The organism is Devosia sp. Z11_6, from assembly GCF_058133665.1.
This window is the reverse complement of sequence record NZ_JBYUNQ010000004.1, coordinates 86,739-111,999: the sequence shown is the minus strand read 5'-3', so window position 1 is coordinate 111,999 and position 25,261 is coordinate 86,739. Positions and strand designations below refer to the sequence as shown.

Annotated in this window: 29 protein-coding genes; 9 read left to right on the top strand and 20 right to left on the bottom strand. The window is 64.0% G+C overall.

What is annotated here, in order from left to right:
- Positions 1–12: 12 nt before the first annotated feature.
- The 3 genes from AC3YMN_RS12780 (at position 13) to AC3YMN_RS12770 (ending at position 3,444) form a co-directional block, all read left to right on the top strand.
- Positions 13–2,172 carry a transglycosylase domain-containing protein gene (locus tag AC3YMN_RS12780; protein ID WP_127752368.1) on the top strand — a complete coding sequence of 720 codons (2,160 nt, stop codon included), beginning with the start codon at positions 13–15 and terminating at the stop codon, positions 2,170–2,172.
- Between the two features lie 145 nt (positions 2,173–2,317).
- A complete protein-coding gene (locus AC3YMN_RS12775; protein ID WP_127752367.1) occupies positions 2,318–2,893 on the top strand; it encodes a DUF1214 domain-containing protein in 576 nt (191 codons plus the stop codon).
- A complete protein-coding gene (locus AC3YMN_RS12770) occupies positions 2,890–3,444 on the top strand; it encodes a DUF1254 domain-containing protein (RefSeq protein ID WP_172122744.1) in 555 nt (184 codons plus the stop codon). The genes AC3YMN_RS12775 and AC3YMN_RS12770 overlap by 4 nt, the downstream gene beginning before the upstream one ends.
- A gap of 6 nt (positions 3,445–3,450) precedes the next feature.
- On the opposite strand, the gene AC3YMN_RS12765 is transcribed toward AC3YMN_RS12770, so the two are convergent.
- Both AC3YMN_RS12765 and AC3YMN_RS12760 read right to left on the bottom strand, forming a co-directional pair.
- Entirely contained in the window at positions 3,451–4,275 is an 825-nt protein-coding gene (locus tag AC3YMN_RS12765; RefSeq protein ID WP_489890294.1) for a hypothetical protein, read from the bottom strand.
- Entirely contained in the window at positions 4,268–4,438 is a 171-nt protein-coding gene (locus AC3YMN_RS12760; protein WP_164854748.1) for a hypothetical protein, read from the bottom strand. The genes AC3YMN_RS12765 and AC3YMN_RS12760 overlap by 8 nt, the downstream gene beginning before the upstream one ends.
- Positions 4,439–4,630: 192 nt before the next feature.
- Between AC3YMN_RS12760 and AC3YMN_RS12755 the strand changes: the two genes are divergently transcribed.
- Complete coding sequence (locus tag AC3YMN_RS12755) at positions 4,631–5,761, top strand: DUF2336 domain-containing protein (RefSeq protein WP_489890293.1); 1,131 nt, start codon at positions 4,631–4,633, stop codon at positions 5,759–5,761.
- On the opposite strand, the gene AC3YMN_RS12750 is transcribed toward AC3YMN_RS12755, so the two are convergent.
- The 3 genes from AC3YMN_RS12750 to AC3YMN_RS12740 are packed head-to-tail and all read right to left on the bottom strand — an operon-like array spanning position 5,758 to position 9,035.
- Positions 5,758–6,093, bottom strand: a complete 336-nt coding sequence (locus tag AC3YMN_RS12750; protein WP_127752363.1) for a DUF1491 family protein — start codon at positions 6,091–6,093, stop codon at positions 5,758–5,760. The genes AC3YMN_RS12755 and AC3YMN_RS12750 overlap by 4 nt on opposite strands.
- Positions 6,094–7,263, bottom strand: coding sequence for a peptidoglycan-binding domain-containing protein (locus tag AC3YMN_RS12745; RefSeq protein ID WP_489890292.1), 1,170 nt, complete (start codon positions 7,261–7,263; stop codon positions 6,094–6,096).
- Entirely contained in the window at positions 7,260–9,035 is a 1,776-nt protein-coding gene (locus AC3YMN_RS12740) for a PAS domain-containing sensor histidine kinase (RefSeq protein ID WP_489890291.1), read from the bottom strand. Before AC3YMN_RS12740 ends, AC3YMN_RS12745 begins: the two co-directional genes overlap by 4 nt.
- A gap of 334 nt (positions 9,036–9,369) precedes the next feature.
- Between AC3YMN_RS12740 and AC3YMN_RS12735 the strand changes: the two genes are divergently transcribed.
- Complete coding sequence (locus tag AC3YMN_RS12735) at positions 9,370–9,666, top strand: hypothetical protein (protein ID WP_489890290.1); 297 nt, start codon at positions 9,370–9,372, stop codon at positions 9,664–9,666.
- A gap of 46 nt (positions 9,667–9,712) precedes the next feature.
- Positions 9,713–10,144: a SufE family protein gene (locus AC3YMN_RS12730; protein ID WP_127752359.1), complete on the top strand. Its 432-nt coding sequence runs from the start codon at positions 9,713–9,715 to the stop codon at positions 10,142–10,144.
- Here the strand turns inward: AC3YMN_RS12730 and AC3YMN_RS12725 are convergent.
- The 10 genes from AC3YMN_RS12725 to mbhE form a co-directional block, all read right to left on the bottom strand.
- The gene (locus AC3YMN_RS12725) at positions 10,141–10,674 is read right to left on the bottom strand and encodes a DUF6456 domain-containing protein (RefSeq protein ID WP_489890289.1); all 534 of its coding nucleotides are present in this window, start codon (positions 10,672–10,674) and stop codon (positions 10,141–10,143) included. The genes AC3YMN_RS12730 and AC3YMN_RS12725 overlap by 4 nt on opposite strands.
- Positions 10,664–11,017, bottom strand: a complete 354-nt coding sequence (locus tag AC3YMN_RS12720; protein WP_172122735.1) for a helix-turn-helix domain-containing protein — start codon at positions 11,015–11,017, stop codon at positions 10,664–10,666. Before AC3YMN_RS12720 ends, AC3YMN_RS12725 begins: the two co-directional genes overlap by 11 nt.
- Positions 11,018–11,215: 198 nt before the next feature.
- Positions 11,216–11,641 (bottom strand): Ros/MucR family transcriptional regulator, encoded by a 426-nt coding sequence (locus AC3YMN_RS12715; protein ID WP_127752356.1) that lies wholly within the window; start codon positions 11,639–11,641, stop codon positions 11,216–11,218.
- Between the two features lie 152 nt (positions 11,642–11,793).
- Complete coding sequence (mnhG, locus tag AC3YMN_RS12710; protein ID WP_127752355.1) at positions 11,794–12,117, bottom strand: monovalent cation/H(+) antiporter subunit G; 324 nt, start codon at positions 12,115–12,117, stop codon at positions 11,794–11,796.
- The gene (locus AC3YMN_RS12705) at positions 12,114–12,428 is read right to left on the bottom strand and encodes a cation:proton antiporter (RefSeq protein ID WP_127752354.1); all 315 of its coding nucleotides are present in this window, start codon (positions 12,426–12,428) and stop codon (positions 12,114–12,116) included. Before AC3YMN_RS12705 ends, mnhG begins: the two co-directional genes overlap by 4 nt.
- On the bottom strand, positions 12,425–12,904 hold the full coding sequence (locus AC3YMN_RS12700) for a Na+/H+ antiporter subunit E (protein WP_489890288.1): 480 nt from the start codon (positions 12,902–12,904) through the stop codon (positions 12,425–12,427). Before AC3YMN_RS12700 ends, AC3YMN_RS12705 begins: the two co-directional genes overlap by 4 nt.
- Complete coding sequence (locus AC3YMN_RS12695) at positions 12,901–14,487, bottom strand: proton-conducting transporter transmembrane domain-containing protein (RefSeq protein WP_489890287.1); 1,587 nt, start codon at positions 14,485–14,487, stop codon at positions 12,901–12,903. Before AC3YMN_RS12695 ends, AC3YMN_RS12700 begins: the two co-directional genes overlap by 4 nt.
- A 1-nt stretch (position 14,488) precedes the next feature.
- Entirely contained in the window at positions 14,489–14,866 is a 378-nt protein-coding gene (locus tag AC3YMN_RS12690) for a Na+/H+ antiporter subunit C (RefSeq protein ID WP_489890286.1), read from the bottom strand.
- The gene (locus tag AC3YMN_RS12685; protein ID WP_127752350.1) at positions 14,866–15,291 is read right to left on the bottom strand and encodes a Na+/H+ antiporter subunit B; all 426 of its coding nucleotides are present in this window, start codon (positions 15,289–15,291) and stop codon (positions 14,866–14,868) included. The genes AC3YMN_RS12690 and AC3YMN_RS12685 overlap by 1 nt, the downstream gene beginning before the upstream one ends.
- Positions 15,288–17,609, bottom strand: a complete 2,322-nt coding sequence (mbhE, locus tag AC3YMN_RS12680) for a hydrogen gas-evolving membrane-bound hydrogenase subunit E (RefSeq protein WP_489890540.1) — start codon at positions 17,607–17,609, stop codon at positions 15,288–15,290. The genes AC3YMN_RS12685 and mbhE overlap by 4 nt, the downstream gene beginning before the upstream one ends.
- Positions 17,610–17,927: 318 nt before the next feature.
- Here mbhE and AC3YMN_RS12675 point away from each other — a divergent pair, with 318 nt between their 5' ends.
- From AC3YMN_RS12675 to AC3YMN_RS12665, 3 genes are all read left to right on the top strand, one after another.
- Positions 17,928–20,030: a S9 family peptidase gene (locus AC3YMN_RS12675; RefSeq protein WP_489890285.1), complete on the top strand. Its 2,103-nt coding sequence runs from the start codon at positions 17,928–17,930 to the stop codon at positions 20,028–20,030.
- 72 nt (positions 20,031–20,102) lie between these two features.
- Entirely contained in the window at positions 20,103–20,705 is a 603-nt protein-coding gene (locus AC3YMN_RS12670; protein WP_172122729.1) for a superoxide dismutase, read from the top strand.
- A gap of 189 nt (positions 20,706–20,894) precedes the next feature.
- Positions 20,895–21,449, top strand: a complete 555-nt coding sequence (locus AC3YMN_RS12665) for a response regulator (RefSeq protein WP_172122728.1) — start codon at positions 20,895–20,897, stop codon at positions 21,447–21,449.
- Here the strand turns inward: AC3YMN_RS12665 and AC3YMN_RS12660 are convergent.
- The 5 genes from AC3YMN_RS12660 to AC3YMN_RS12640 form a co-directional block, all read right to left on the bottom strand.
- Positions 21,446–22,006 (bottom strand): LOG family protein, encoded by a 561-nt coding sequence (locus AC3YMN_RS12660; protein WP_127752346.1) that lies wholly within the window; start codon positions 22,004–22,006, stop codon positions 21,446–21,448. The two genes, AC3YMN_RS12665 and AC3YMN_RS12660, sit on opposite strands and share 4 nt — an antisense overlap.
- A 2-nt stretch (positions 22,007–22,008) precedes the next feature.
- Positions 22,009–23,475, bottom strand: coding sequence for a helicase HerA-like domain-containing protein (locus tag AC3YMN_RS12655; RefSeq protein WP_489890284.1), 1,467 nt, complete (start codon positions 23,473–23,475; stop codon positions 22,009–22,011).
- 69 nt (positions 23,476–23,544) lie between these two features.
- The gene (locus AC3YMN_RS12650) at positions 23,545–24,552 is read right to left on the bottom strand and encodes an asparaginase (protein WP_489890283.1); all 1,008 of its coding nucleotides are present in this window, start codon (positions 24,550–24,552) and stop codon (positions 23,545–23,547) included.
- Between the two features lie 52 nt (positions 24,553–24,604).
- On the bottom strand, positions 24,605–24,811 hold the full coding sequence (locus tag AC3YMN_RS12645) for a hypothetical protein (RefSeq protein WP_489890282.1): 207 nt from the start codon (positions 24,809–24,811) through the stop codon (positions 24,605–24,607).
- Between the two features lie 116 nt (positions 24,812–24,927).
- Positions 24,928–25,260 carry a TfoX/Sxy family protein gene (locus AC3YMN_RS12640; protein ID WP_489890281.1) on the bottom strand — a complete coding sequence of 111 codons (333 nt, stop codon included), beginning with the start codon at positions 25,258–25,260 and terminating at the stop codon, positions 24,928–24,930.
- Between the last annotated feature and the right edge of the window lies 1 nt (position 25,261).

The window sequence follows — 25,261 nt, the reverse complement described above, 5'->3', positions numbered from 1 at the left end:
TGGGGTTGCCTCTTGTCCGATCCATTCTACACCAAGCAGAAGCGTCGCACCAAGGGTGGCATGCTCGCCGCCGATGCTTGGCTGGATTCCTCGCTCTATGAATTCTGGCACTGGCTGGGGCGCGGCTATACGCGCTTCCAGGACTTCATGTCCATTTTCCATGTCGCGGGCATCAAGCGCTTCTTTGTCGAGATCCTTTCGGACGCCTTCAGTTTTGGTGCCATTGGCGCCGTGCTGATGACAGCCCTCGCGCTGCCCGCCTTCAATGCCACCGCTTCGGGTGAATACAACAAGGCCGAGGACTACTCGGTGATCTTCCAGGACCGTTTCGGCAACGAAATCGGTCGCCGCGGCATCCGCTCGGACGATTCCGTGGCTCTCGCTGATATGCCGGACTATCTGATCAAGGCGACCCTCGCGACCGAGGACCGGCGCTTTTACGAGCATTTCGGCATAGATATCGTGGGCACACTGCGCGCCCTGGTCAGCAATGCCGCGGGCGAAAACTCCACCCAGGGCGGCTCGTCCATCACCCAGCAGCTCGCCAAGAACCTGTTCCTGTCCTCTGAGCGCACGCTCGAGCGCAAGATCATCGAGGCCTATCTCGCCCTCTGGCTCGAGTGGCACTATACCAAGGACGAGATCCTCAAGCTTTATTTCGACCGCGCCTATATGGGCGGCGGCAATTTCGGCGTGACGGCGGCTTCCGAATATTATTTCGGCAAGCGGGTGCAGGATATCACCCTCGCCGAAGCCGCAATGCTTTCGGGCATGTTCAAGGCTCCTACCCGCTATGCCCCGCATGTGGATTTGGCCGCCGCGCGCGGTCGCGCCAATCTGGTGCTGACCAATCTCGTGGCCTCCAGTTTCCTGACCGAAGGGCAGGTCACCGCGGCCCGCCGCCACCCCGCCGCGCCGATCGATCGCAGCGAGGACATCAACTCGCCCAATTACTTCCTCGATTGGGCCTTTGAAGAAGCCAAGCGCCTGATCGAAGCGTCCAACCACACCTCCAACAATTTCATCGTCCGCACCACGATCGACACCACTTTGCAGAAATACGCGGAGGAAGCGGTCACCTCGGTGGTGCGCGAAAATGGCGAGCAATATGACGTCGATCAGGCGGCGATGGTCGTTACCGACACCAATGGCGCCATTCGCGCCATGGTGGGCGGCACCGATTACGGCAAGTCACAGTTCAACCGCGCCATTGTCTCCACGCGCCAGCCCGGCTCCGCCTACAAGATCTTTGTTTATGCCGAGGCCTTCGAGCAGCTGGGCCTGACGCCCAAGGACACGATCACCGACCGCCCCGTCTGCATCGGCGACTGGTGCCCGCAGAATTATGGCCGCAACTACAAGGGCAATGTCTCGCTGGAATCGGCCTTTGCCCAGTCGCTCAACACGGTGCCGGTGACGCTTTCGATCAAGACCGGGCGCGAGCCTATTGCCGACCTGTCCCACCGCATGGGCCTGCGTGCCGATTACCCCGTGACCCGATCGCTGGCCCTGGGCGTGGCCTCGGTTTCCGTGCTCGACATGACCTCCTCTTATGCGGTGCTGGCCAGCGGCGGGCTCAAGACCCCCGCTTATGGCATCACCCGCATGTCGACGCTGACTGGCGAGGTCGTGTTCGAGGCCGATCCCGAAGCGCCGCGCGAACGCATCTTGAGCGAAACCACTGCGGCCAACATGAACCACATGATGCGCACCGTGGTCACTGGCGGCACCGGCCGTCGCGCCGATGTGCCCGGCGTTCCCGCCGTCGGCAAGTCGGGCACTACATCCTCCTATCGCGATGCCTGGTTCTGCGGCTTTACCGGCAATTTCGTTGCCGCTGTCTGGTTCGGCAATGACGACTACCGGCCCACCAATGACCTCACCGGCGGCACCCTGCCCGCTATGGCCTGGCAAAAATTCATGGCTTATGCCCACACCAATATCGAGGTGCTGCCGGTATTTGGCGTCGATTTCACGCCCGAAAACGTGGTGATCGCGGATGCCGATGCCGCGCTCGAAGAGCCGCCCGAGCAGCGCCCCCCAAGCCTCACGCCCGAAGCTGCGCGCAAGCTGATCGATATGGCCGACCGGCTGGGCTCCACCCTGCGGGCCAACCAGCCCGTCACGGACCAGGCAGCCGCGCCAGCGACTGTTCCCACCCAGGCGCTGTAGCGGGCGGGTGCCGGCAATCAAATGCCGGGAACGCGACACTATGCGCTTTCGCCGCCCCGGCCTCATTGCTATAGCCATGCAGGTCCTTCGACCCGCACAGGTTCAGCCGTCCATGCCGTCACGTCCCGTTCCGAGCCGCTGACCCGTGCGCTTTGTGTTTCGCTTGCTGCTGTTGTGCGTCATCGCCCTGGGGGTTGGCTTCGGGCTGAGCTATTACGCCTTGACCGATGGGCGCATGTTCACCGTCAGCCAGCTCGGCCCCTGGACGGCCTGGCCCGATGTGGGCTCGCCCAACCCCAATCCCTATACCAGAGCCCATTTGACCCGCGAAGCGGCCCTGCAGCTTGGCCAGGCAGAAGGCCTCCACTTCGTCGCCAATGTCGACAGCGCCGGCGAGCCCTTGTGGCGCAACTGCAGCTATCTCATTGAAGGACGCACGCCGCAGGCGACGTTCTGGACCCTCGTGGCGACCGACCCCGCCGGCATCAATGTTGCCGTGCCCGATGGCCCGCTGGCGCTGCGCTCCACCGGTATCGTGCGCGAAAATGACGGCTCGTTCCGCATCCATGTCGGCACCACGCTTGCCCCTGGCAACTGGCTGGAACTTGCGGGCGAAGGACCGTTCACCCTGGGGCTGACGCTCTACGACACTGCCGTGTTCACCGGCTTTGGTGCCACCGGCGATACCATGCCCGCGATCCAGCGGGGGGCATGCACATGATCCGCACCCTGATCTGGGCCATAGCGGGCGTGCTACTGGGGGGCATCATCCATATCGTGGTGATCCTGTCCCTGCCGCTTGTCGCCGAGGAAACCTTGTGGACGCGGCTCCAAGCGCTGGGCGCCGAAAACCGCATCGTCATCCTGCCCCCGGTCGTTGCCGGCCAGCCCAATCCGCTCGAACTCGATCCCGAGCTGGTTTACGGCATCTGCCGCATCGATCTGGCTGACGGCCCCGCCTATATGAGCGGCCTGCTGCCCGACGCCTTCTGGTCGCTGGCCATTTTCAATTCCGCTGGTGTCGTGACCTATGCCACCACCAATCGCGATGGCATCGGGCAAACGCTCGAATTGGGCGTCTTCAATGCCGCCCAAACACGCCTCCTTGCCCAGCAGCAGCTCGATATCGCCGAAGGGCTGCTGGTGGTGGAAGCCACCTCCGACCAGCTCTTCGTCGTTATTCGCCTCGCCCCACCCCATGGCGTGATGCGGCCGCGCTTTGAAGCCGAGCTCGCCAAGGTGCAGTGCGGCAATCGCGGCACGCCGTCCTAGGCTGGCCTATTTGGGCAGCACCACTTCCCGGTCGATATGCTGGGTCTGGTAGCGCGAGGGGATCGTGCCTTGGCTGCGGCCGACAATCAGCGCTCCGGCGCCCCCGCAGAAATCCCAGCGTTTGGCCCGGCTGACAAAGTCCGCCATCCGGCGCAGCACCGCATCCACTTCCACTGACTGCTCATGGGGTGTTTCCACCAGCAACTGGTTGAGCGCGAAATTGTAGGATTGGAAGCGGTAATCGAGCGCGCGCACGAACCAGTTGATCCGCGCCGTGTTCTCGGCCTTGCGCGCCGCTACATCGGCCCGCTCCCCCGCCCCGACACTGCTCAAGCTCGCCGCAGCAATGGCGCGCTGGCGATCCACCTCGATCACCGCGCAGATCGCGAGGAATGTGCCGGGCACCGTATCCAGATCGGCCTCGATATGCCGGCCCACCGTGCTGTAGCGCACGCGCGATGATTGGTACTCGGTGCGGCGCAGCCAATTGTAATAGCGATCGATGTCGAAGCGGGTGTCGAGGTCCACCGCAATGCGCGTGCGCTGCAGCTCGGTGGCATAATCGAAGAACCAGTCCTTGGCATGGGGCGCCACGAGGAACCGCCAGACGCGGTTATGCATCTGCGTTTCCTGGTCCGTAAGGTTGAAGCTGGAGACCGGCTCGTCGCGGGCATCGGCCAAAACCTTTCCCGCTTCGGGCAGCAACACGTCATGGGTATAGCTCGGGCGTGCGCGACCGAAATCGCCCGTGGGCCGCGGCGCACAGCCTCCCAGCAGCGCGGCAACCAAGAGGCAGGACCAACCAAATTTGCCGATGGCGCTGCTAGCCACGACGGCGCTTGGGCCGGGACGGATCGCGCAGGTCCGCCGGCGGGCAGGTGGTGCCGCGTTCATAGCGCACGCCGGTAAACAGCAAAATCTGGGCGTTGCCGCAGGGTTTGCCCGCCGCCGCCGCTGGTCGTTCGCGCAGTTCGAATTTGACGAGCTTTCCCAAGCTAGCCTCCAATGTGTTCGGCTCCCCCGTCCCTAGCGGGGGCAGCATGCACGGCTAAATCTGTATCGGCGAAACGCCCCTCGCGCCTGGGCCCACTTAGCGAACATCATGGTTAATAGTCCGCTAACGAATTGGGGGCAAAAGTGGAAACACGCCCGATTTGTGCGCAGCAGCAGTTGACGGTCCGCGAACATGCTTGGCTTCCAGCCCTACGAAACCTTTCAGCTCCTGGTCGAAAACGGCGGCATCGAGCGCACCAATACGCTGCTGATTGCCGCCTGCGACGCTTATGCCCGCCGCGGCAAGCCCACCCCGGTGGAACTGGACCAGTTCGAGGCGCTGGCAAGCCGCCTTTTCCCCGCAGCCAGCCCCCAGGCGCGTGCCAAGGGCGCCGCCATCCTGGGCAAGGCCGATCTCCTGTCCCCTGCCCTTGAGCGGCTCGTGACGGCCCATATCGGGGACGACCTGGAGGCCTTTCTCGAAGCGGTGCCGGCGCTGTCCGAAGACACCATTCTCGAGATCATCGCGGACGGGGATGTCGGCGCCGCCGCCATCCTTGCGGGCCGGGACGATCTGTCCAATGCCGCGCTCGCCAAGCTTTTTAGCCTCAATTCGCGCAAGGTCTACCGCGCCCTCGCCGCCAACACTGCCATTGTGCCGCGCGGCGCTTATCTCAGCGCCCTGGCCCGTTCGGCGCAAATGGACCATGTGGTCGCCCAAACCCTCGCCAAGCGCGAGGATTTCGATGCTGGCCTTTTGGCGCCGGCCTTCTTTGATCTGTCGGACGATGACCGCATCAAGGTCATCCAGTCCTTTGCCAACCGACCCACTCCGCTGGCGCCGATCAAGAAGACCATCGAGCAGATCTCGGTCGCCAACCAGGAACTGACCCGGGCGCTGATGAAGCTGTTTTCCGAAAACCGCCGCCCGGAAGTGACGCGCCTCCTCAGCCAGATCACCGGGCTCGATGAAGTGCGCTGCGGCCAGATCGCCCATGACGTCACGGGCGCATCGCTGTTCGTGATCCTGCGTGCCTTCGGCTGCTCGGCCTATGAGGGTCTCAAAGTGCTCATCCACGCCACCAGCCACGACAGCGATCGCTCGCGCGCCCTGGGTGATTTTGCCACCCTTTTCAGCACCGTGCCGGCCGACGCCATGGCTTATCTGATGAGTGCCTGGCGCGGTGAAGTGAACCTGCTCGAGCTCAACAAGCCACAATACCAGCCGCAATCGCAGCGCCGCTTGCTGTCGGCCAGCCAATCGTCAGCGGTCAACGGCGCCGTCGAAAGCGCCGCGCGCCTCGGCATCAAGCGGGCAAGCTAGGGGACGATCTCGATCCCGGGATCATCGCCACGCAGATCAAGGCTCAACACCCACAGATCGGGATCGAACCGAGCTTCCTGGGCGATGCGCTCGCGGATCTTGGCGGGCTCCACGCGGCTGAAGCGACGTTGAAACACCAGCCCCGCCTCGTCGCCTCTGCTGGCCATGGGCGCGGGGGTAAACAGCGAGCCGGTGCCATCGAGATGATCCACCTCGATGAACACCTGCCCGGCAATCGGGTCGCCCCTGCGCGACACTACGCAGATATGGCCCAGATCATTGTGCCGGCGCACAAAGGCTCCACACCATAGATCGCTGCGCAGCGGTCCCACTTAGATCGAAGCGCCCGCTTCTTGCAGCAGGCCGAGCAGGTCGGGATTGACCTGTCCGGTCACGCGGTAATTGTGGAAATTCTCGAATTCGCGGATGGCCTTGGCCGTTTCGGCGCCAGGGTGCCCGTCGATGGGGGCATGGAAAAACCCAAGGCTCGCGAGCCCGCGCTGGATCTGGCTCACCAGCTGCTTGTTGTTGGCTGGTGGCAGGCTCGTGGCCGCCATCACCTGGTCGGCCGGGTCGCTGCCCGCCAAACCCGATTGCGCAGGCGGCGCGATCTCTTCGAGCGAAGCGACCTGGATCGGCTCGGGCATGGGCTGGGCGGGCGGGGCCTGCACGGGGGCGGCGGCCGCCACCTGTGCGGGTGCGGCAACAGCGGTGGGCGCAGGCTGGCTGCCACCGTCGGCGGCGGCAACGATGGAATCGATGCTTTGCGCGGCGGCGGTCACCACAGGATCGGCCTTCCGCGTCACCGGCGCAACAGGCGCCAGCGGCGGCAAGCCGGTTTGCGGCTGGGGCTGTGCCGCAGCAACCTGCACGGGGGCCACCGGCGATGGTGCCGGCGCGGGCGTGGGCTGCATCTGCGCCGCCGGCTGCACCTTGGGGGCCACGCCGTTGCTGTCGGACTGGAGAATGGCCTCGATCACCGCGCGGGTCATGGCACCGGTCGGCGTCATGCCGTTGCGTTCTTCAAAGGCGCGAATCGCCCGCGCCGTGCGCGGGCCATAGTAGCCGTCGACCATCCCGTCAAAGAGCTTGAGTTCGACCAGCCGCTTTTGCAGCTCGAACACTTCGGCATTGCCCACCGGCTGGTCGGGCACTTGGGGTGCAGCCACCCGCTGGGACACGGTGCCCGTGGTTTGCGGCACCGATTCGGGTATCGCCCGCAGTTGCGGTTCGGGTCGTGCTGCGACTGGCACCGGCACAGGCACCTCCTCGGCCAGCTCGCCGCCCGCTTCGCCAAAGAACGGCGCAGGATGGTGCTTGGTCTGGAAATAAAGCGCGTTGCTGGCCGCCAGCGCCGTCAGGGTGACCAGCGCCAACAGGCCTGTCGAGGCCAGCGGAGCGCGCATATAGCGAGAAAGTGTCCAGAGCCCCGCGCGACCCAAACTGGTCGCCACGGCGCTGCCCGCCAGGAGAGGCAGGCGCGAGATGGTCGTTGCCGTCATTGCGCTTTTCTTTTTTCGTCTTGCCATAAACTGATTGGGGAAGAGACCGGCTCACGATGGAGGGGCGTTACGGCGGCAGTGTCCTCTACCTTTATTGCCGGACCGTTTACCGGCAGCAAGACCGTAACGGTTGTCCCCGCTCCAATTTCGGAAAGTGCCCGCAGCGTGCCTTCATGCAATTCCACCAAACCCTTGACGATGGAGAGCCCCAGCCCCGTGCCCTCATAGCGTCGGGTCAGCCCTTCATGGGCCTGGAAGAAGGCTTCACCCAGCCGGCTCAGGGCCTCGGGCGCCATACCGACGCCGGTGTCGCTGACCGACAAATTGAGGCACTGGCCCTGGCGCTTGAGCGATACGGTGACGGTGCCGCCGTCATGGCTGAACTTGATGGCGTTCGACAGCAGGTTCAGCAGGATCTGCCGGCAGGCGCGCTCATCGCCAACCAGGGCGGGAAGCTTGGGCGCAATATCGGCGACGATCTTGATGCCCCGCTGGCGCGCCGATGCTTCCACCATTTGCATGCAGGGTTCGATGATATCGGCCGCCACGAAGGGCTCGGTCTGCAGCTCGAACTTGCCCGCCTCAAGCTTGCTCATGTCGAGCAGCATACGCACCACTTCGAGCAGATGCCGCGCGCCCTGGTGGATCAGGCCGGCATATTCGCGATGCGTAGGCGACAATTCGCCGCCGATGCCGCTGGTCATCATTTCGGAAAAACCAACCACGGCATTGAGCGGCGTGCGCAGCTCATGGCCGATCGTGGCAAGGAAACGCGACTTGGCGGTGGAGGCTTCCTCGGCGATTCGCTGGGCTTCGCGCATGGCTACTTCATTGTCCTTGCGAGCCGTGATGTCGCGGAACAGCGCCACAACTTCATAGCCGCCTTCGCTAGGCAAATCCTCGCGCACCGGCGAAAAGCTGGCTTCCACCCAGATATAGCGGGGCAGCTTGGTGCCACCGACCGGATCGTCCTGGCGCATGCGCACTTCCACGACGCGCGACTTGCCGGCCTTGTTGGCGTCGGAAAATGCCGTGAGGTAGATCGGGCGGTCCAGCACATGAAGCCGTTCGCTCAGCGAAGCGCCGCTCAGTTCATAGCGCCGGCAACCAAACAGCGTTTCCGAGGAGCGCGAAGCGAGCAGCACGTCGCCCTCGCTCGAAAAGCGAATCACCGAATCACGCACATGCTCGATCAGGTGCCGGTAAGCAGTGACCTGGGCCTTGTCGTAAACCTCGAATGCCGCCCCGATGCCGTGGGCGGTATAGGCAACCATCCCGGCGCAAGTGATGAAGGCGAGGCCCGAAACGATCCCCAGCATGGTTTGAGGCACATCGGCGCCACCAAAGCCGGCCACTGAAGCCGCCATCCCGCAAGCCAGCACGCCGGCCAGCAACAGCCAGCTCAGCTTGCGCAGCGAAGAGCGCGCCAGCAGCGAAGCATGGACCGGGGCGATCAAGGCAATGGTGAGCCCCGTATCGACCAGCATCGGGTCGACCAGGGTCAGGATCAGACCAGCGCCCAGAATGCCGAATACCTGGCCGGCAGCGGCCTGCTCATATTGGCGGCTGGCATGGAAGGCCAAGGTTGCCATGCCAATGCCGAGGCCGATCGCGGCCACGACAAAGGGGAGCGCCTGCCCACCGACCAGCCAGAACACGGCGAAGGGCATGGCCAGCACCGAGGCCAGCAGCAGCAGCCGGGCATTGTCGCCAATGGTCTTGCGGCGCAGCATTTCCGGGCGGTGCCCGGATCCGGCAACGGCCAGGCTCATCTCTTTGCTTGCGCCGAAAGAGTAGAGGCTACGCATATACTTACACTCGCACTTAAGGTCCCGGGGAAGGGTACCGGGACACCGCGCCGGGGCAGCTCGCCACTGGCTTGGATACTGACTGCACCCTGCAACCCAAGAGCTAAGAGCGCCTTAAATGACCGGTGTGACGCGGAGCTTTGGCGCCGATCCGGGGCGGCTTTCTCCCGGTAGCGTAAACAAGGTGTGTGCATGGGAAATCTGTTAAGCAGCATTTGCATCAAAGCTTATCGATCACCCCAGCTGTGGTTTAATGGCGCGCGGAGGCAGGCCCTTTCGGGCAACCGCGGAAAACATGATGTTCTTGCTGCGCTCAATGTTCTGGCTGTGTCTGGCCTATATGGTGATCAAGCCCGGTGCCGATCTCGCGCGCATGGGCTCGGACCTGTCAGCCACGGCTGTTGCGGCCGGTCGCGAGGCCGCCTCCCACGGCGTCGCACAAATCACCTGCACCAGCCTTGAATGCGCCGGCGGCAAGTCACTGCTGTCGGGAGCCCTCGCGGCTTCTGCACCAGCAACGCCACCCGCGCTGGCCCCTGCCCCGTCGATGGCCGACGCCGTGCCCCTGCCGCGGCCACGCCCGCGCCGCAGCTAGCGCATTGCATCTGGAAAAGGCGCTTGCGGTACCCTAGTTAAAAGGCATGAGCGAGCCACAAGCCTTCCAGGACATTGCCGAAAACCTTTCCTTCCTTGACGACTGGGAGGATCGGCTGAATTACGTTATCGAGCTTGGCCAAGCCCTGCCCCCCATGCCGGACGCCGACAAGACCCCGGAAAACAAGGTCAAGGGTTGCGCGTCCAATGTGTGGCTGGTGTCGGAGGCCAATCGCGGGGGCGATTCTGCCACCATGACCTTCAAGGGCCAGTCCGATGCCATCATCACCAAAGGCTTGGTGGCGATCCTGATCGCGCTTTATTCGGGCCGTCCAGCCGCTGAGGTCGCGCAAACCGATGCGGTCTCCTGGTTCGAAAAGATCGGGCTGAGCGAGCATCTGGGGATGCAGCGCTCCAATGGGCTCGTTGCCATGGTCAACCGCATCCGCTCCGAAGGGCGGGCGCTGAGCGCAAGCTAGCGCGCCGGCGTATCCTCCTCCTCCTCCCCGATCAACGGCAGCCTTTCCGCCAGCCATCCCCGCGCCGGACTTTGCTCCGTCCCGCTGGCACTGCCCGACAAGCCCCACAACCGCGCGAGCTGCTCGAGCCCAATCCGCAGCACCAGCTTGGCGCTGCGCCGGGGCCATTGCCGCTCGGTTTCCACGGCTTGCAGCCCCTTGCTGAAGCCGCACACATCGATCACCACGCCCCAGCAATCGCCGGGCATGGCCCCGGCGATCTGCCCGAGGCGCTTGCGCGCGTCCGCGGCCGCATCGGACATCTCGAGCGCGGCGTTGCCCCCACCTCTGCCCCCACCCACTCGCGCCGGATCATAGGACATGGTCACGCGCGGGGTGAGCCGCGCCCGGTCCACCAGCCGCATCAGCCGCTCGGCGGCCAGCAGGTGATGAGCCTGGAGAAAGGCTTCGCCATCCTTGCCCGCACCCAGCCGCTGCAGGGGATGGTCCGCCGATCGGGGTGCGCTGGCCTCGCGTGGCTTAGTGCTCATGAGCGGACGCTCCCACCACCAGGCCGGCGATTCGCTGCTCGAGGTCGCAGACCTCGTCGTCGAAACGCGGATCATCGCGCAGATCTTCGATCAGCGCGCAAGCATACGAGACTGTTGTCCTATCGCGTCCGAACACTGCGCCCACTTGGGTCAAACTGCGCCCCAGGCTTACATGCGCCAGATACATGGCCAGTTGCCGGGCCCGCGACGCAGCGAACCGACAGCGCGAGCGGCTGGTAAGCAGTTCGTCTGGCACGTTTTTCCGCCGCGCCACCAAGGCAATCACCTGCTCGCACGCGGGGTCGGGCCGGCCTTGAGTCCGTTGTGCTGTTTGCCCTGACATCTTGCAACCTCCGCGCATCAAGGAATTTATTCCTAGATACTGCATCGGTAAAGCCCGGGCGGGGATAAGTTGGGCGCACAAACCCCCCAAAGTCAAACGGCCGCTCCAGGAGCGGCCGTTTGAGGGGCAGATCATAGCCGCCGTCCTGAATCGCTCGTGAGCGATGCGAACGCGACCAGTCGTAGCGGTTAGCTGGGCTTAGACAGCCTTGCGGCCGAGCCCGTTATCTTTGGCGAGCTTGGAGCGGGTCGCAGAATAGTTCGGCGCGACCATTGGGTAATCTGCAGGCAAACCCCACTTCTCGCGATATTCTTCGGGAGACATATTGTAGTGGGTACGCAGATGGCGCTTGAGCGACTTGAACTTCTTGCCGTCTTCAAGACAAATAATGTAGTCAGGCGCCACAGACTTGCGGACCGACACAGCAGGCTTAAGTTCTTCGGGCGGGGGCGCGGGTACTTCGTTGCTCTGCAACAAGCGCAGGGCACCATGAACTTCCGAGATCAATTTCGTCAGATCAGTAGGACTCACGGCATTATGACTGACGTAAGCCGATACGATATCTGAACTGAGTTCGATTAGATCGGTCTCGTAGCCGCTCGCCGCCTCAGCGGTATCGTTCATTTGTTAACCTTTCTGTTATTGTTTTTGGGTGAGCCTAACTCACCGCCGTACTGTCTACTTATGCGTCTTTAGGCGCAGGCGCAATGATACCTACCGCCTAACTGTTGCGACAATTTGGGCGGTCTCAAGGCCTCGGAGCAATTACTACCATACTACTCCGGGGGAGGAGTGACCTGCTGCCCGCTTTCCTCGGCGGGCTGGTAGGTGACGCGCGCCAGCAAATGGGCCGCAACCGGGGTGGTCAGCAACAGGAACAGGATGCCCAGGATGGCCCGCAGCGCCACTGCCGCATCCTGGCTCACCAGCGCCACGGCCAGCAGCAGCAAGCCACCACCAACCGCCCCCGCCTTGGAGGCGGCATGCATGCGGGTCAGCAGATCGGGAAAGCGCAGCACGCCGATCGTGGCGAGGAGGCTGAACACCGCCCCCACCAGCATCAGCAACGCCGCAAGATAAAGCGCCAGCTCAACAATCATGGCTTGCTCTCCACCGCGGCGATGGTGGTGGCCTTGCGGCGGGCCAGCAGATAGCGCGCCAGGGCGATGGTTGCCAGAAAGCCCAGCAGCCCCAGAGCGATAGCAATATCGAGATACAGCATCAGCCCTGTGCGAATGGCAATGATGCTGACAAAGCCCAGCGCCACCACCGTCAAGAGATCAAGCGCCAGCACCCGATCGGCCAGGGTCGGCCCGATGATGATCCGCACCACCGACAACAACAAGGCTGCAGCCTGCAGCACCAGCGCCGCCGTAGTGGCATGGGCCAGGAACTCGGTTGCCGGCATCATTGGAACACCTTGCGGATGCGCGCTTCAAAGCCCGAAGCGATATCGTCGATCACTGCCTGCGGGTCGGATACCGACAGCGCATGCACATAGAGATGGCTGCGGTCGGGCGACAGATCGATGCTCAGCGTGCCCGGCGTCAGGGTGATGAGATTGGCCAGAAGGGTGATCTCGGCATCGCTCTTGACCTTGAGCGGCACCGCAACCACCGCCGGGCGGAGCGCCGATTTCAGGTCAGGCGTCAGCACCAGAATAGCCACGCGGATGGCGCTGAGATTGAGTTCATACACGAACAGGACCGCCAGCGAGACGATCCGCCGCAGGCGCTTGAGCGCGCGAGGCGGCGCCACCGAGTCGCGCAGCAGGAACATGGCGCCCGCGGCAATCAGGGCGCCAAACACCAGATTGGCACCACTGAAATTGCCGGTTATGGCCAGCCAAAGCAGCGCCAGGACGATCACCAGCAGTGGCAGCTTCATGGTGCTTCTCCCGCGAGTTCCACCGCCGCGATATAGCGTTGCGGATCAATCATGTCGGCTACCCCGATCCGCGCCGCGTCGAGCAGTGGATTGGGCCAAAGCCCGGCCGCAACCACGAGCACCACCAGGGCGCCAGTGGCTCCAAAGGTCAGCAGGCTCGAGCGGCGAGGCACTATCACAAGCGGCGCATTCTGGTGCTCGGAACCCGCCCCTTCCCAGCCGCCGCGCCAGAACACATGCGCCCAGATCCGGGTGCCCGCAATAAGCGTCAGCACCGCATTGCCCAGCAGGGCAAGCATCAACAGCAGCCGCGCCGGATCAACTCCGCCCTCGAACCCCGCCGTTGCGGCCTGCAGCAGCAGCAATTTGGGCCAGAAGCCCAGCAGCGGCGGCACGCCGGCAACGGCCAGCACCAGCAATAAGAACAGGATCGACATGGGGGTCGAGGCTGCATAAAGCCCACCCATTTGGCGCGTATCGGTTTGCCCGGTACGGCGCTCGATCATGCCCGCCACCAGGTACAGTCCCGTGAGGGTGAAGATGGCGTGGAAGATATAAAGCCCGGCACCGGCAATGCCTTCGGGGGTTGGCATGGCGATGCCGGCCAGCACCGCGCCAATGCCACCAATCAGCATGAAGCCGATGGCGCGGCGCAGATTGGTTTCAGCAATGGCGCCAAGCGGCCCCAAGATCAGGCTCGCGATCGCCGCGGTGGCAAGCAAGGGCTGCAGCAAGCCATAGCTGCCGGGCAGCAGCACGATCATGGTGCGCAACAGGGCAAAAACGCCCACCTTGGTCAACAAGCCGCCCAACAGCGCCGATACTGCGGCCGAGGGCGCATGATAGGACGCCGGCAACCAGGCATTGACCGGAAAGGCCGCGCCCTTGATGGCAAAGGCCAGCATCAGCAAGGCCGCCACCGCCGTCATCGCCGCCGGGTTCGCGCCCGGCGCCTCGCCGATGATGTCGGCCATGTTGAGCGTGCCGAGCAGGCCGTTCAACAGCCCCAGCGCGAGCAAGAAAAAGCTCGCCGCCATGATGTTGAGAAAGCCGTATTTCACTGCGGCGTCGAGCTGCAGCGGCTTGCCGCCCAGCACCAGCAGCCCGAAGGATGCGATCAGCATCACCTCGAACCACACATAAAGATTGAACAGGTCCCCGGTCAGGAAGGAACCGGTCACCCCGCCAAGCAGCAACAGCACCAGAGCGTGAAAGCCATCGCGAGCGCCTTCGCCGGGATCTCGCTCCGCTTCGGCATAAACCAGCACGATCAGGGCGACGATCGCGGCTGCGAGGGCAAAGCCGGCACCAAGCAGGTCGGCGGTAAAACTGATGCCAAATGGGGGCTGCCAGCCACCCATGGTCATGCTGACCGGCCCTTCGCGCAGGATGCGCGCGATCAAGGTGATCTCGCAGACTATGATGCCGATCACCACCAGCATGGCGGCAATCGCCGGCGCGCCGGGTGCCCGGCGCAGCACAAGCAGGAATGCCGAGCCCATCAGCGCCAGCACCAGGGGCAGCACCACCAGCCATTCGCTGGCGGGCGTCATCCCGATCATCAGGGAAAAAGGCTCTGCCATCTCAATAACTCAACGGCGGCTGGGGCGCCCCGGGCGGTTCGGCCAGGCGCATGGTGTTGGTGTTGTCCGCGTCCAGCGTCTGATAGGCGCGGAAAGCCAGCACGAGAAGAAAGCTGAACATGGCAAAGCTGATGACAATGGCGGTCAGGATCAGCGCCTGGGGCAGCGGATTGGCAATCGGCCCGACCGGCACATCGAGGCCGGGCGGCACGATGGGCGCCACTTCGCGGGTCAGCCGGCCGGCGGTGAAGATCAAGAGGTTAATGCCGTTCCCCAGCACGGTCAGGCCCAGCAGCATGCGGATCACCGATTGGGACAGCAGCAGATAAACGCCGCAACCGACGAAAACGCCAACAAGCACGGCAAGAAAGAAATTCATCAGAGGTCCTCCTCCCGACCGGCTTCCAGGGCCAGGGCGATGGCCGAAACACTGCCAAAAACCACCAGATACACGCCGATATCAAAGAACATCGGGGTGGAAAGAGCCACGGACGATTCCCCCAGGTTGAGCTCGTACCAGATGCTGGTCATGAAGGGTGAACCGGTAAACAGCGACAGCACGCCCGTGCCCGCGGCAAGCAGAACGCCAGCGCCCGCCAGTGCCAGCGGATCGATCCGCATGGCGCGCCGCACCCGGTCCACGCCCGCAGCCATGCCATAAATGGCGATGGCGGAAGCCGCGATCAGCCCACCGATAAAGCCGCCGCCCGGCTCGTTATGCCCGCGCAGGCAAATAAACACCGAAAACACCAGCATGACGGCAATCACCACCGGGGCGGTGGTGCGGAAGATAACGGTGTTCATGCCTCGCCCTCCAGGCCGTCTTCAACGGGTTTGGCGGCCCGGCGCTTGGCGCCGCTGCCGGCCTTGGCCGTGCCGCGGATCAGCGCCAGAATGGCAATGCCGGTCGCCATCAGCACCGAGATTTCGCCTAGCGTATCAAAGCCGCGATAATCGACCAGGATCACGTTGACGATGTTGTGCCCATGCGCGATCGGCACGCTGGTGGCGGTGAAGAAATCGCTGAGCGTGGGGTCGAGCGTGCCGGTCAGCACCAACAGCAGCGTCAGGCTCACGCCAACAGCGCAGGCCAGCGCCACCGCGCCATCGCGCAGCGCCTCCCCGAGCGGGCGGTGATCGCGCTCATCGAGCCGCAGCCGCGTCATCACGAGGGTGAGGATCACGACCGAAAGCACTTCCACCATGAATTGGGTAAAGGCGAGGTCGGGCGCGCCGAACAGCAGATAAAGCAGCGCTACGGCCGTGCCCTGGATGCCCAGCGCCAGGATGGCGACCAGCCGACTGGGGGCGAGCAGCACCGCGCCCAGCCCGGTCACCGCCAGCGCCAGCACCACCCATTCATGCAGATAGGGCATGGTCGGCTGCAGATTGGCGGGCCAATTGCCCTGCGCCCATGAACCCAGAACATCGAGCCCACCCAGGCCGATCACCGGCACCAGCAATACGAGGGCCAGGCTGGCAAACACGACCAGCAGGTAAACCTCAAGCCGGCCGTGATGGAAGAAGCGGGTGACGTCGGCCGCGAAGCGGATCAGGCCAAACATGGCGTGGTCGAACACATGGTCGGCGGTCCAGCCCATCGCCCGCCCGCCGCGCCGCAGCACGGTTCGGATGGTGGCGGCCTGCCAATACACGGCGACGCCCAGTCCCCAGGTCAGGATGGACAACCACACGATGGGGCTGCGCAGATCGATGGCGAGCCCCAGATGGCTCAGCGCCGGTTCGCCCAGGATAGTGCTCGCCGCGGGTGCGACGATGTCATGGCCCAGCCATTCCACCGCCACTGCGCCCAAAATGGCCACCCCGCCCAGCAGAATGGGGCCAGCCAGCATGGCAATGGGTGCCTCATGGGGCGATTTGGGCGTGGGCAAGAGCGGCCCGAGAAACGGCTTGATCATCACCACCATGGCGACGCCGGCCAGCAGTGCATTGCCCAGGATCAGCACCACCAACACCAGCAGCGAGTCGAGCCGTGGGGTGAACAGGGCCAGATACATTTCTTCCTTGCCGAAAAAGCCCAGCGTCAGCGGCAGGCCGATCATGGACAGGGCCGCCAGCGCCGCGCCGATAAAGCTCACCGGCATCTGGTCGGCAAGGCCACCTAGCGCGGGCAGATTGCGGGTGCCGGTGCCATGGTCCACCGCGCCGGCGACCATGAAGAGGCCGGCCTTGTAGCAGGCATGGGCGAAGAAATAGATCACCATGGCTGAGATCGCCGCCTCGTTGCCGATGCCGATCAACAGCACCAGTAGCCCGAGCGACGCGATGGTGGATTGGGCCAGCATCTGCTTGAGATCGGTTTGCCGCAAGGCGCCAAAAGCGCCCCAAAGCAGGGTCAAGCCGCCAAAAACGATCAGCAGCAAGGTCCAGATCGGGGTGTCGCCCAAGGTCGGGGACAGGCGCGCCAGCAGATAAACGCCGGCCTGGACCATGGTTGCCGAATGCAGGAAAGCCGACACCGGCGTTGGCGCTTCCATGGCATTGGGCAGCCAGAAGTGGAACGGGAACTGCGCCGATTTGGTGAAGGCGGCCAGAAGGATACAGCCCAGGATTGCGCCATAGAGCCCATGCCCGCGAATATCCGTTCCGGCCAGCGCGCTCAGCTCCCAGCTGCCCGTCGCCTGCCACAGCAGCAGCACGCCGACCAGCAGCGCTAGCCCGCCAATATTGGTGATCACCAGTGCCTGGATGGCCGCCCGCCGCGCCGCCTCGCGCCGATGATCGAACCCGATCAAAAGGAAAGAGGTGACCGAGGTCAGCTCCCAAAAGGCGAACAGCGCCAGCGTGGAATCCGCGAGCACCACGCCGAGCATGGCCGACATGAAAACAAGGATAAAGGCGAGAAAGCGCCCTTGATGGGGATGCCCGTTGAGATAAGCGCCGGAATACAGCACCACCAGCGTGCCCACCGCCGCAATGGTGAGGCTGAACAACAGGCTCAGCCCATCCAGCGCAAAGGACAGGCGCAGCCCCAGGGTCGGCACCCAGTCAAAGCCTTGGCGCAGTGGCAGACCGGCCGCCACGGCTTCGAGCCCGCCCAACAGCAGCACGAACACGCCGGCAGGCACCAGGGCCAGCAGCCAGCCGGCCGCTCCCCCCATCCAGCGCACGAGCAGCGGCGCCAGGAGTGCGGCCAGGGCGGGCGCCCCAACTGCCAGATACAAGCTTGCCGGTGTCCAGAACTCCAAGTGTCCGCCCCAGTTGAGTGCCGATTCCGGCGGTTTGTTTGGGCGGCGACCTTAGCGGATGGACTTGCTGGGACAAGTTAAAATCACGGGAGCGTGACAATTGGCTGCAGAGTTGCTGCAGCTTTGCCGCTGCGCTCTGGAAATCACCGGGCGGGAGCCCTACCTTGCCTTCATCTCCCTGCGAGGGCAGCCGCCACCTTGGCCGATGCTTTCGCCCCATCTGGAACTTTCATGCCCAAGCTTTCCCCACCCGTCGCCGCCCGCAAGCCCTTCTCCGCCACGCATCACAATGATCGGCGCGAGGACCCCTATCAATGGCTGCGCGCACCCAACTGGCAGGAAGTGATGCAGCAGCCCGAAACGCTGGATGGGGAAATCCGCGACTATCTCGAGGCCGAGAACAGCTTTTTCGAGGCCGAATTCGGCGCCCCGACCGCTGATCTGCAGGAAACGATCTATCGCGAGATCCGCGGCCGCATCAAGGAAGACGACAGCGGCATCCCCTCCCCCGATGGCCCCTTCGCCTATAATTCGCGCATGCTCGAGGGCAAGCAATATCCGCAGGTCGTGCGCACCCCGCGCGATGGCGGGCCCGAAACCGTGCTCCTCGACTGCAATATCGAGGCAGGCGACGGCTATTTTGGCTTTGCCGGGGCCGAGCACGACCCCTCCCACCGCTATCTCGCCTGGGCCGCCGACCGCGCCGGCTCGGAATATTACGACATCGTGGTGCGCGATCTCGATACGGGCACGGACAGCCCGGAAGTGATTGCCGAAACCGCCGGTTCCTATGTCTGGAACAACGACAGCACGGCGATTTTCTACACCGAATACGACGACAACCACCGCCCCTTCCGCGTGCGCGAACATCGCATCGGCACGGCCCAGGAGAGCGATCGCATTGTTTTCGAGGAAAGCGATCCCGGCTTTTTCGTCGGGGTCGGGCGCACCTTGTCCGGCAAGTTCATCGTCGTTGATGCCCATGACCACCAGACCTCCGAAGTCTGGCTGCTCGACGCCACCGGCGCGGGCGAACTCCGCTGCGTTGCCCCGCGCGTAACCGAGCGCGAATATGACGTCGATGAGCGCGACGGCGTGCTTTACATCCGCACCAATGCCGATGGCGCGGAAGACTTCAAGATCGTCACCGCCCCGGCCGACAATCCGGGCCCCGAGCACTGGACCGATCTCGTGCCCCACCAGCAGGGGGTGCTGATCCTCGACACCACGGTGATCAAGAACCACCTACTGCGGCTCGAGCGTTTCGAAGGCCTGCCCCGCATCATCGTGCGCGACCTGCGCACCTCAGCCGAGGACACCGTCGGGTTCGACGAGGAAGCCTATTCGCTGGGCATGTCGGTGGGCTACGAGTTCGATACCTCGACCTTCCGCCTCACCTATTCCTCGCCCACGACCCCCTCGCGCACCTATGATCTCGATCTCGAGACCGGCGAGCGCACGCTGCTGAAAGAGCAGGAAGTGCCCTCGGGCCACAACCCCGCCGATTACGTGACGCGGCGCCTGTTTGCCACCGCCCCCGATGGCGAGCAGGTCCCGGTCACCGTCCTTTATCGCCAGTGCACCCCGCTCGATGGCACTGCCCCGGCCCTGCTTTACGGCTATGGCGCCTATGGCATGTCCATGCCCGCTGCCTTTTCCGTATCCGCCCTGTCGCTGGTGGATCGCGGCTTCATTCACGCCACCGCCCATATCCGCGGCGGCATGGAAAAGGGCTATCGCTGGTATGCCCAGGGCCGGCGCGAGCACAAGACCAATACCTTCACCGATTTCATCGCCGCCGCCGAAATGCTGATCGCGCAAGGCTATACCGCCAAGGGCCGGATCGTCGCGCAAGGCGGCTCGGCCGGCGGCATGCTGATGGGTGCCGTCGCCAATATGCGGCCCGATCTGTGGGGCGGGATCCTCGCGCAGGTGCCGTTCGTGGATGTCCTCAACACCATGCTCGACGACACCCTCCCCCTCACCCCGCCAGAATGGCCCGAATGGGGCAATCCGCTGCTGTCGGCCGAGGATTATCGGCGCATCGCCAGCTACGCGCCCTATGAGCAGGTCGCGGCCCAGGATTATCCGCCCATCTTTGCGCTTGCGGGCCTCACCGATCCGCGCGTCACCTATTGGGAGCCCGCCAAATGGGTCGCCAAATTGCGTGCAACCAAAACCGGCGCGGCGCCGCTTTACCTCAAGACCAATATGGGCGCGGGGCATGGCGGCGCTTCGGGACGGTTCGACCGTATCAAGGAGACCGCCATGTGCTATGCCTTTGCGCTCGATTGCGTCGGGCTGGCGCAATCAACTCAATCAGCGCAGGGCTGATTGCAGCAATGCCGGCAAGCTCTTATAGGCTTGGACCCGGCCCGGACTTATCGATTCAACAGGAGGCTACTCATGGCTTTTGAACTGCCCGAACTGCCCTATTCCAAGGACGCGCTTGGCCCCTATATGTCGGCCGAAACGCTGGAGTTTCACCACGACAAGCACCACCAGGCTTACGTGACCAACGGCAACAAGCTGCTGGAAGGCTCGGGGCTGGAAGGCAAGAGCCTCGAAGAAATCGTGCAGGCGAGCTTTGGCACCAATCAGGGCCTCTTCAACAATGCCGGCCAGCACTACAACCACGTGCATTTCTGGCAGTGGATGAAGCCCAATGGCGGCGGCAACAAGCTGCCCGGCGCGCTGCAGGCAGCCATCGACTCCGATCTGGGCGGTTTTGACAAGTTCCGTGCCGATTTCATCAATGCCGGCACCACCCAGTTCGGTTCGGGCTGGGCATGGCTGTCGGTCAAGAACGGCAAGCTCGAAGTCACCAAGACCGCCAATGGCGAGTCCCCGCTCGTGCATGGCGGCAAGCCGATCCTGGGCGTCGATGTGTGGGAACACTCCTATTACATCGACTACCGCAATGCCCGCCCGAAATATCTCGAAGCCTGGTTCGACAATCTCGTGAACTGGGAACATGTCGAGCAGATGTTCACCGAAGCGCGCGGCTGATCGCTTCCGCTTCCGCTTCCAGCCAGTGGGCCCGTCGCTTGATTGCGGCGGGCCTTTTGCTTTGGGCCTCGCCCCGCCCCCAAGCCTTCATCTGTGCTTTCCACAAGAAATGCTGTGGGCGCTGCGGCTTTGCTTCGCCCGACTCAATGTCACCTGCTAACCCTTTGTTTACCATTGGGGGTTGTGTGCGTGTCTTCATCAGGCAAACTTGTCGCCGTTTTTGCAGCCAATGACGCGCTGTCATCCCTGCTGGCGATGGTTCTGGCTGGTGACCTGCGGCTGCGCGTGCGCCAGTTCGATTGCGAAGCCGCGCTCTTTGCTTATATGCGCCTTGCCCCCATTGATGTCTTGATCGTCGATTTCGACCGGGAAGGCCGCCCCGCCTATGAAATGGTGGAAGCGATCCGGCTCGACCTCACCATTCTCTGCCGCGAGGTGCCGGTGATCGCGCTGACCCGTGCCATCACCCCGCCCATGCGCCATCAGGCCATCAGCGCCGGAATTGATGAAGTGGTGATCAAGCCAATGTCGCCCCGCCATCTGCTGCAGCGGGTGCAGGCCCGCCTGCGGGCCGCCGCCGGCACCGGTTATAGCCCCGTGCCTGTCTACCGCGGCCCGGAGCGCCGTAAAAACCTGCCCGGCATCTCGCCCCAGCCGCTTTTTAACCGGCGCGCTTCGGACAATGTGGTGCAGCTGTTTCCCAAGCGAGCGCAGCCCAGCGCGCCCCAGCTCTCGCCGAACTAGCGCTCGCCCACCAGCCGGCTCGCCCGCGTCCAGACATCCTCGACCGAGTCGGAAAACTGCAGCAGGCGATCATGGCCCTGCAGGCTGTGCGACAGCACATCGGCCGCATAACCGCGCACCACATCAAAGGCCTTGTGCCGGTTGAGCATGACCACGGGCCGCACCAGTCCCTTTTCCTTGGCGGCGGACCAGGTGGTGAAAAGGGCCGAAATCGAAGCCAGCGACCCCGGCAGCGCCACGAAGGCATCGGCAAGCGCCCCGACCCGGGCCGCCCTTTCGCTGCGATCGGCAATGATCTCAAGCGGCACGCCGTCAAGCGCTGGCGGCAGCACAATGGTGTCGTCCCCAATGATCTGCACCCGCCCGCCAGCAGCGCGCGCCGCGGTGATCAGCGGCACCGGCAGTACGCCTTGCTCGGCCAGGCACACGATCGCGGCGCCCCTGCGGGCAAACAGGCTTCCCGCCTGGCTCATGATGCTCGAGCGCTCGGGATCGCCCGGCCCCCGGTCAGACGCGAAAACCGCCAATGTCACTGTGGGGGAAACCGAATCCGCCATCATCACCATCCCCGCTTCAGGCTGCCAAGCACGCCGCGCACCAGCGCACTGCCCAGCCGGTTGGCCACGGTGCGGGCCAGTGAATTCATCGCCGCTTCCGCCGGAGTCTGGCGTGAGGAACGCCGGGGGGCCGGAGCATCGCGACGGGCGGCTTCCTGCTGTTGGGCGGCATCGCGCTGGTGCTGCTCGGCCCGGCGTGCCAGCACTTCAAAGGCCGACTCGCGATCGATCACCGCATCATAAAGCCCGCCGACGGGAGAATCGGCGATCACCGCCTGTCGCTCGGCTGAGGTCAGCGGGCCGATGCGCCCGCCGGGTGGGCGGATCATCGTGCGCCCAACCATCGAGGGCACACCTTTGTCTCCCAGGGTCGAGACCAGCGCCTCGCCGGTCCCCAGCTGGGTAATGGCTTCTTCGGTCGAAAAAGCCGGGTTAGACCGGAAGGTCTCGGCCGCCACCCGCACAGCTTTTTGCTCGCGCGGCGTATAGGCGCGCAGCGCGTGCTGCACGCGATTGCCCAGCTGCGCCAGCACTGCTTCGGGGATATCGGCCGGATTCTGCGTCACGAAATACACGCCCACGCCCTTGGAGCGAATGAGCTTGACCACCTGCTCCACCTTGTCGATCAGCGCCTTGGGTGCATCGTCGAACAACAAATGCGCTTCATCGAAAAAGAACACCAGCCGCGGTTTTTCCGGGTCGCCCACTTCGGGCAGTTCCTCGAACAGCTCCGACAACAGCCAGAGGAGGAAGGTTGAATACAGCCGGGGCGAGCGCATCAGCTCGTCGGCTGCCAGCACCGACACAAAACCGCGCCCGTCGCGGTCGGTGCGCATGAGATCGGCGATCTCGAGCGCCCGTTCGCCGAAAAAGCTTTCCGCCCCTTGCTGCTCGAGCACCAGCAGGTCGCGCTGGATCGCGCCGATACTGGCCGAGCTCACATTGCCATAGCGCAGCGAGATCTCCTTGCTGCGCTGCCCGAGATCAGTCAGCAGCGCGCGCAAATCCTTGAGGTCGAGCAGCAGCAGGCCTTCATCATCGGCCACCTTGAAGGCGATGTTGAGTACGCCTTCCTGGGTGTCGTTGAGATCGAGCAGGCGGCTCAGCAGCAGCGGGCCGATTTCGGAAATCGTGGTGCGGACGGGATGACCCTGCTTGCCGAACAGGTCCCAGAAAATGGTGGGCGAGCCCTCGAATACCAGTCCCCCAGGCAGCCCGATCTTGTCGGCCCGCTCGATCAGCGCCGGCTTGGCCTCGCCCGCAACGGCGAGCCCCGATAGATCGCCCTTGATATCGGCGCAGAACACCGGCACCCCGGCGCGCGAAAATCCTTCCGCCAGCACCTGGAGGGTCACCGTCTTGCCGGTGCCCGTCGCCCCGGTGATCAGCCCATGCCGATTGGCATAGCGCAGCGCCAGGGTTTCGGGCTGCGTGCTGGCCCCGAGAAAGATTTGATCACTGTCGCGCATCGGCCTCGCCTTGACTAAGGAGGGTCCTTATAGCGGTGCGCGGGCGGCAGGGACAAGCCGCGCCATGGTTTAAGCCAGGGGACCAGCCGGGCGCAGCCACCCCACCTGAGCACCCCGGACGCTGTTGATCGGCCGGTTGGCAATGGATTGCAGCACGGCCAGTTGGTCGGCCTCGGGATCGGAATAGTTCAGCAACAGGCCTGCCAGCATGGATTGCGACGCGGCCATGTTGCCGTCATCGCATTTGAGGGCATAGCCCCAGCCCTTGTCGCGAATGGCGCCGCACTGCACCCCTTCGGCGCCGATCTTTTGCATCACCCGCCCGCCAAAGGCGGCCATGATGCGCGTATCGGCATGGCCCGTTCCCGCCACCAGCAGCGGATACTGCGTGGCCGCATCAAACAGCCGCCGCGCGCCCGCCGCCATGTCGGCCGGGAGCCCCTGGCCCGTCGCCATGACGGCAAATCCACGGGCAAAGGCGCGCAAGGGCGCGGCAAAAGTGGGGATGGAACAGCCGTCGGTGCCGCAGCGCTCTTCGCTCAGCGGTTCGCCAATCACCATTTCGATGGCATCGCGCACCGCGCGCTGCACCTGGTGCTCGCGCTCCACATAGCCCTTGGTCGGCACGCCCATGGCCAGCGCCACGCTCAGCATGCCGCCATGCTTGCCCGAACAATTATTGTGCAGTGCCGTGGGCTTGAGCCCCGCCTGGCGCAGCGCGTCGCGCGCCGCGGGATTGGTAGGCGGATGGGCGCCGCATTCCAGGTCATCCACAGACAGCCCCAGTCGCTCCAGCAGATGGGCGACCCCTTCCACATGCGGCTCCTCGCCATGGTGGGAAGCGCAGGCCAGCGCCAGCTCCTGAGGGGTGTGATGGAACTCGCCAATGGCGTCGCTGCCAAAGATGGCCAGCGCCTGCATGGATTTAATGGCTGAGCGGGGAAAGATGGGAAAGTCGATATCGCCGGCCGAGGCGATCAGCGTGCCATTGGCATCCACCACGGCAAAGGCGCCACGATGGCGGTTCTCGATCCAGTTGCCGCGGGTGGTTTCGGCAAGAACGGGATTGGCATCCATCGCAACGCACTCCAACTGACCGCTTCTTGCGAATAGCAGCCAGCCGGAAAAGTCAATGCCAGAGGCCGGGAGGCGCCAGCGGCTGCGTCAGGACCTGCAGCGTTGGCGCTCTCGGCAGCGCCACCGGTTCGCCGGCAAGATCGGTCACCTGCACCGGCGTGCTGGCCGCATTGGCCGGCTGAATTACAAAGCCTGCCGCTGCGGTCACGACCAAGCCGCACAGCGTCGCGATCAACACCTTTTCCTGTCGCTTGTTCATGGTGGTTCGGCTTTCAACTGGCTGGACATGAGCACTTTAGCGCAGACCATTGAACTCATGATTAAAACCCCGTTCAGCTGGGGTTCATCTTTGTGTCCGCTCGAAGGCAAAAACCCTCAGCTTTTAGGCGGTAGCGCGCCCACGAAAGTAACCGCCGCATCGAGCAGGCGCCGCCGCAATAGCTCGTCGGCACATGCCCCGGTGCCCGCCCGCACCCAGCCCGGCATCGGCTTGCCCGACATCACTACGGCAGCAATATCAGGCTCTTGCAGCGCCCAGGCGTCATTGCCCCTGCCCAGCCGCACCATCAGACCTTCGCCGGTGGCCGCACACAACATGTGCCCATCGAGTAGCCAGACCAGCCCGCCAAACATGGCTTTCTCACTCAACCCCGGCAGCGGGCCGAGATCGTCGAGCACCCGCTGCTCCAATTCGTGATCGCGCGCCATC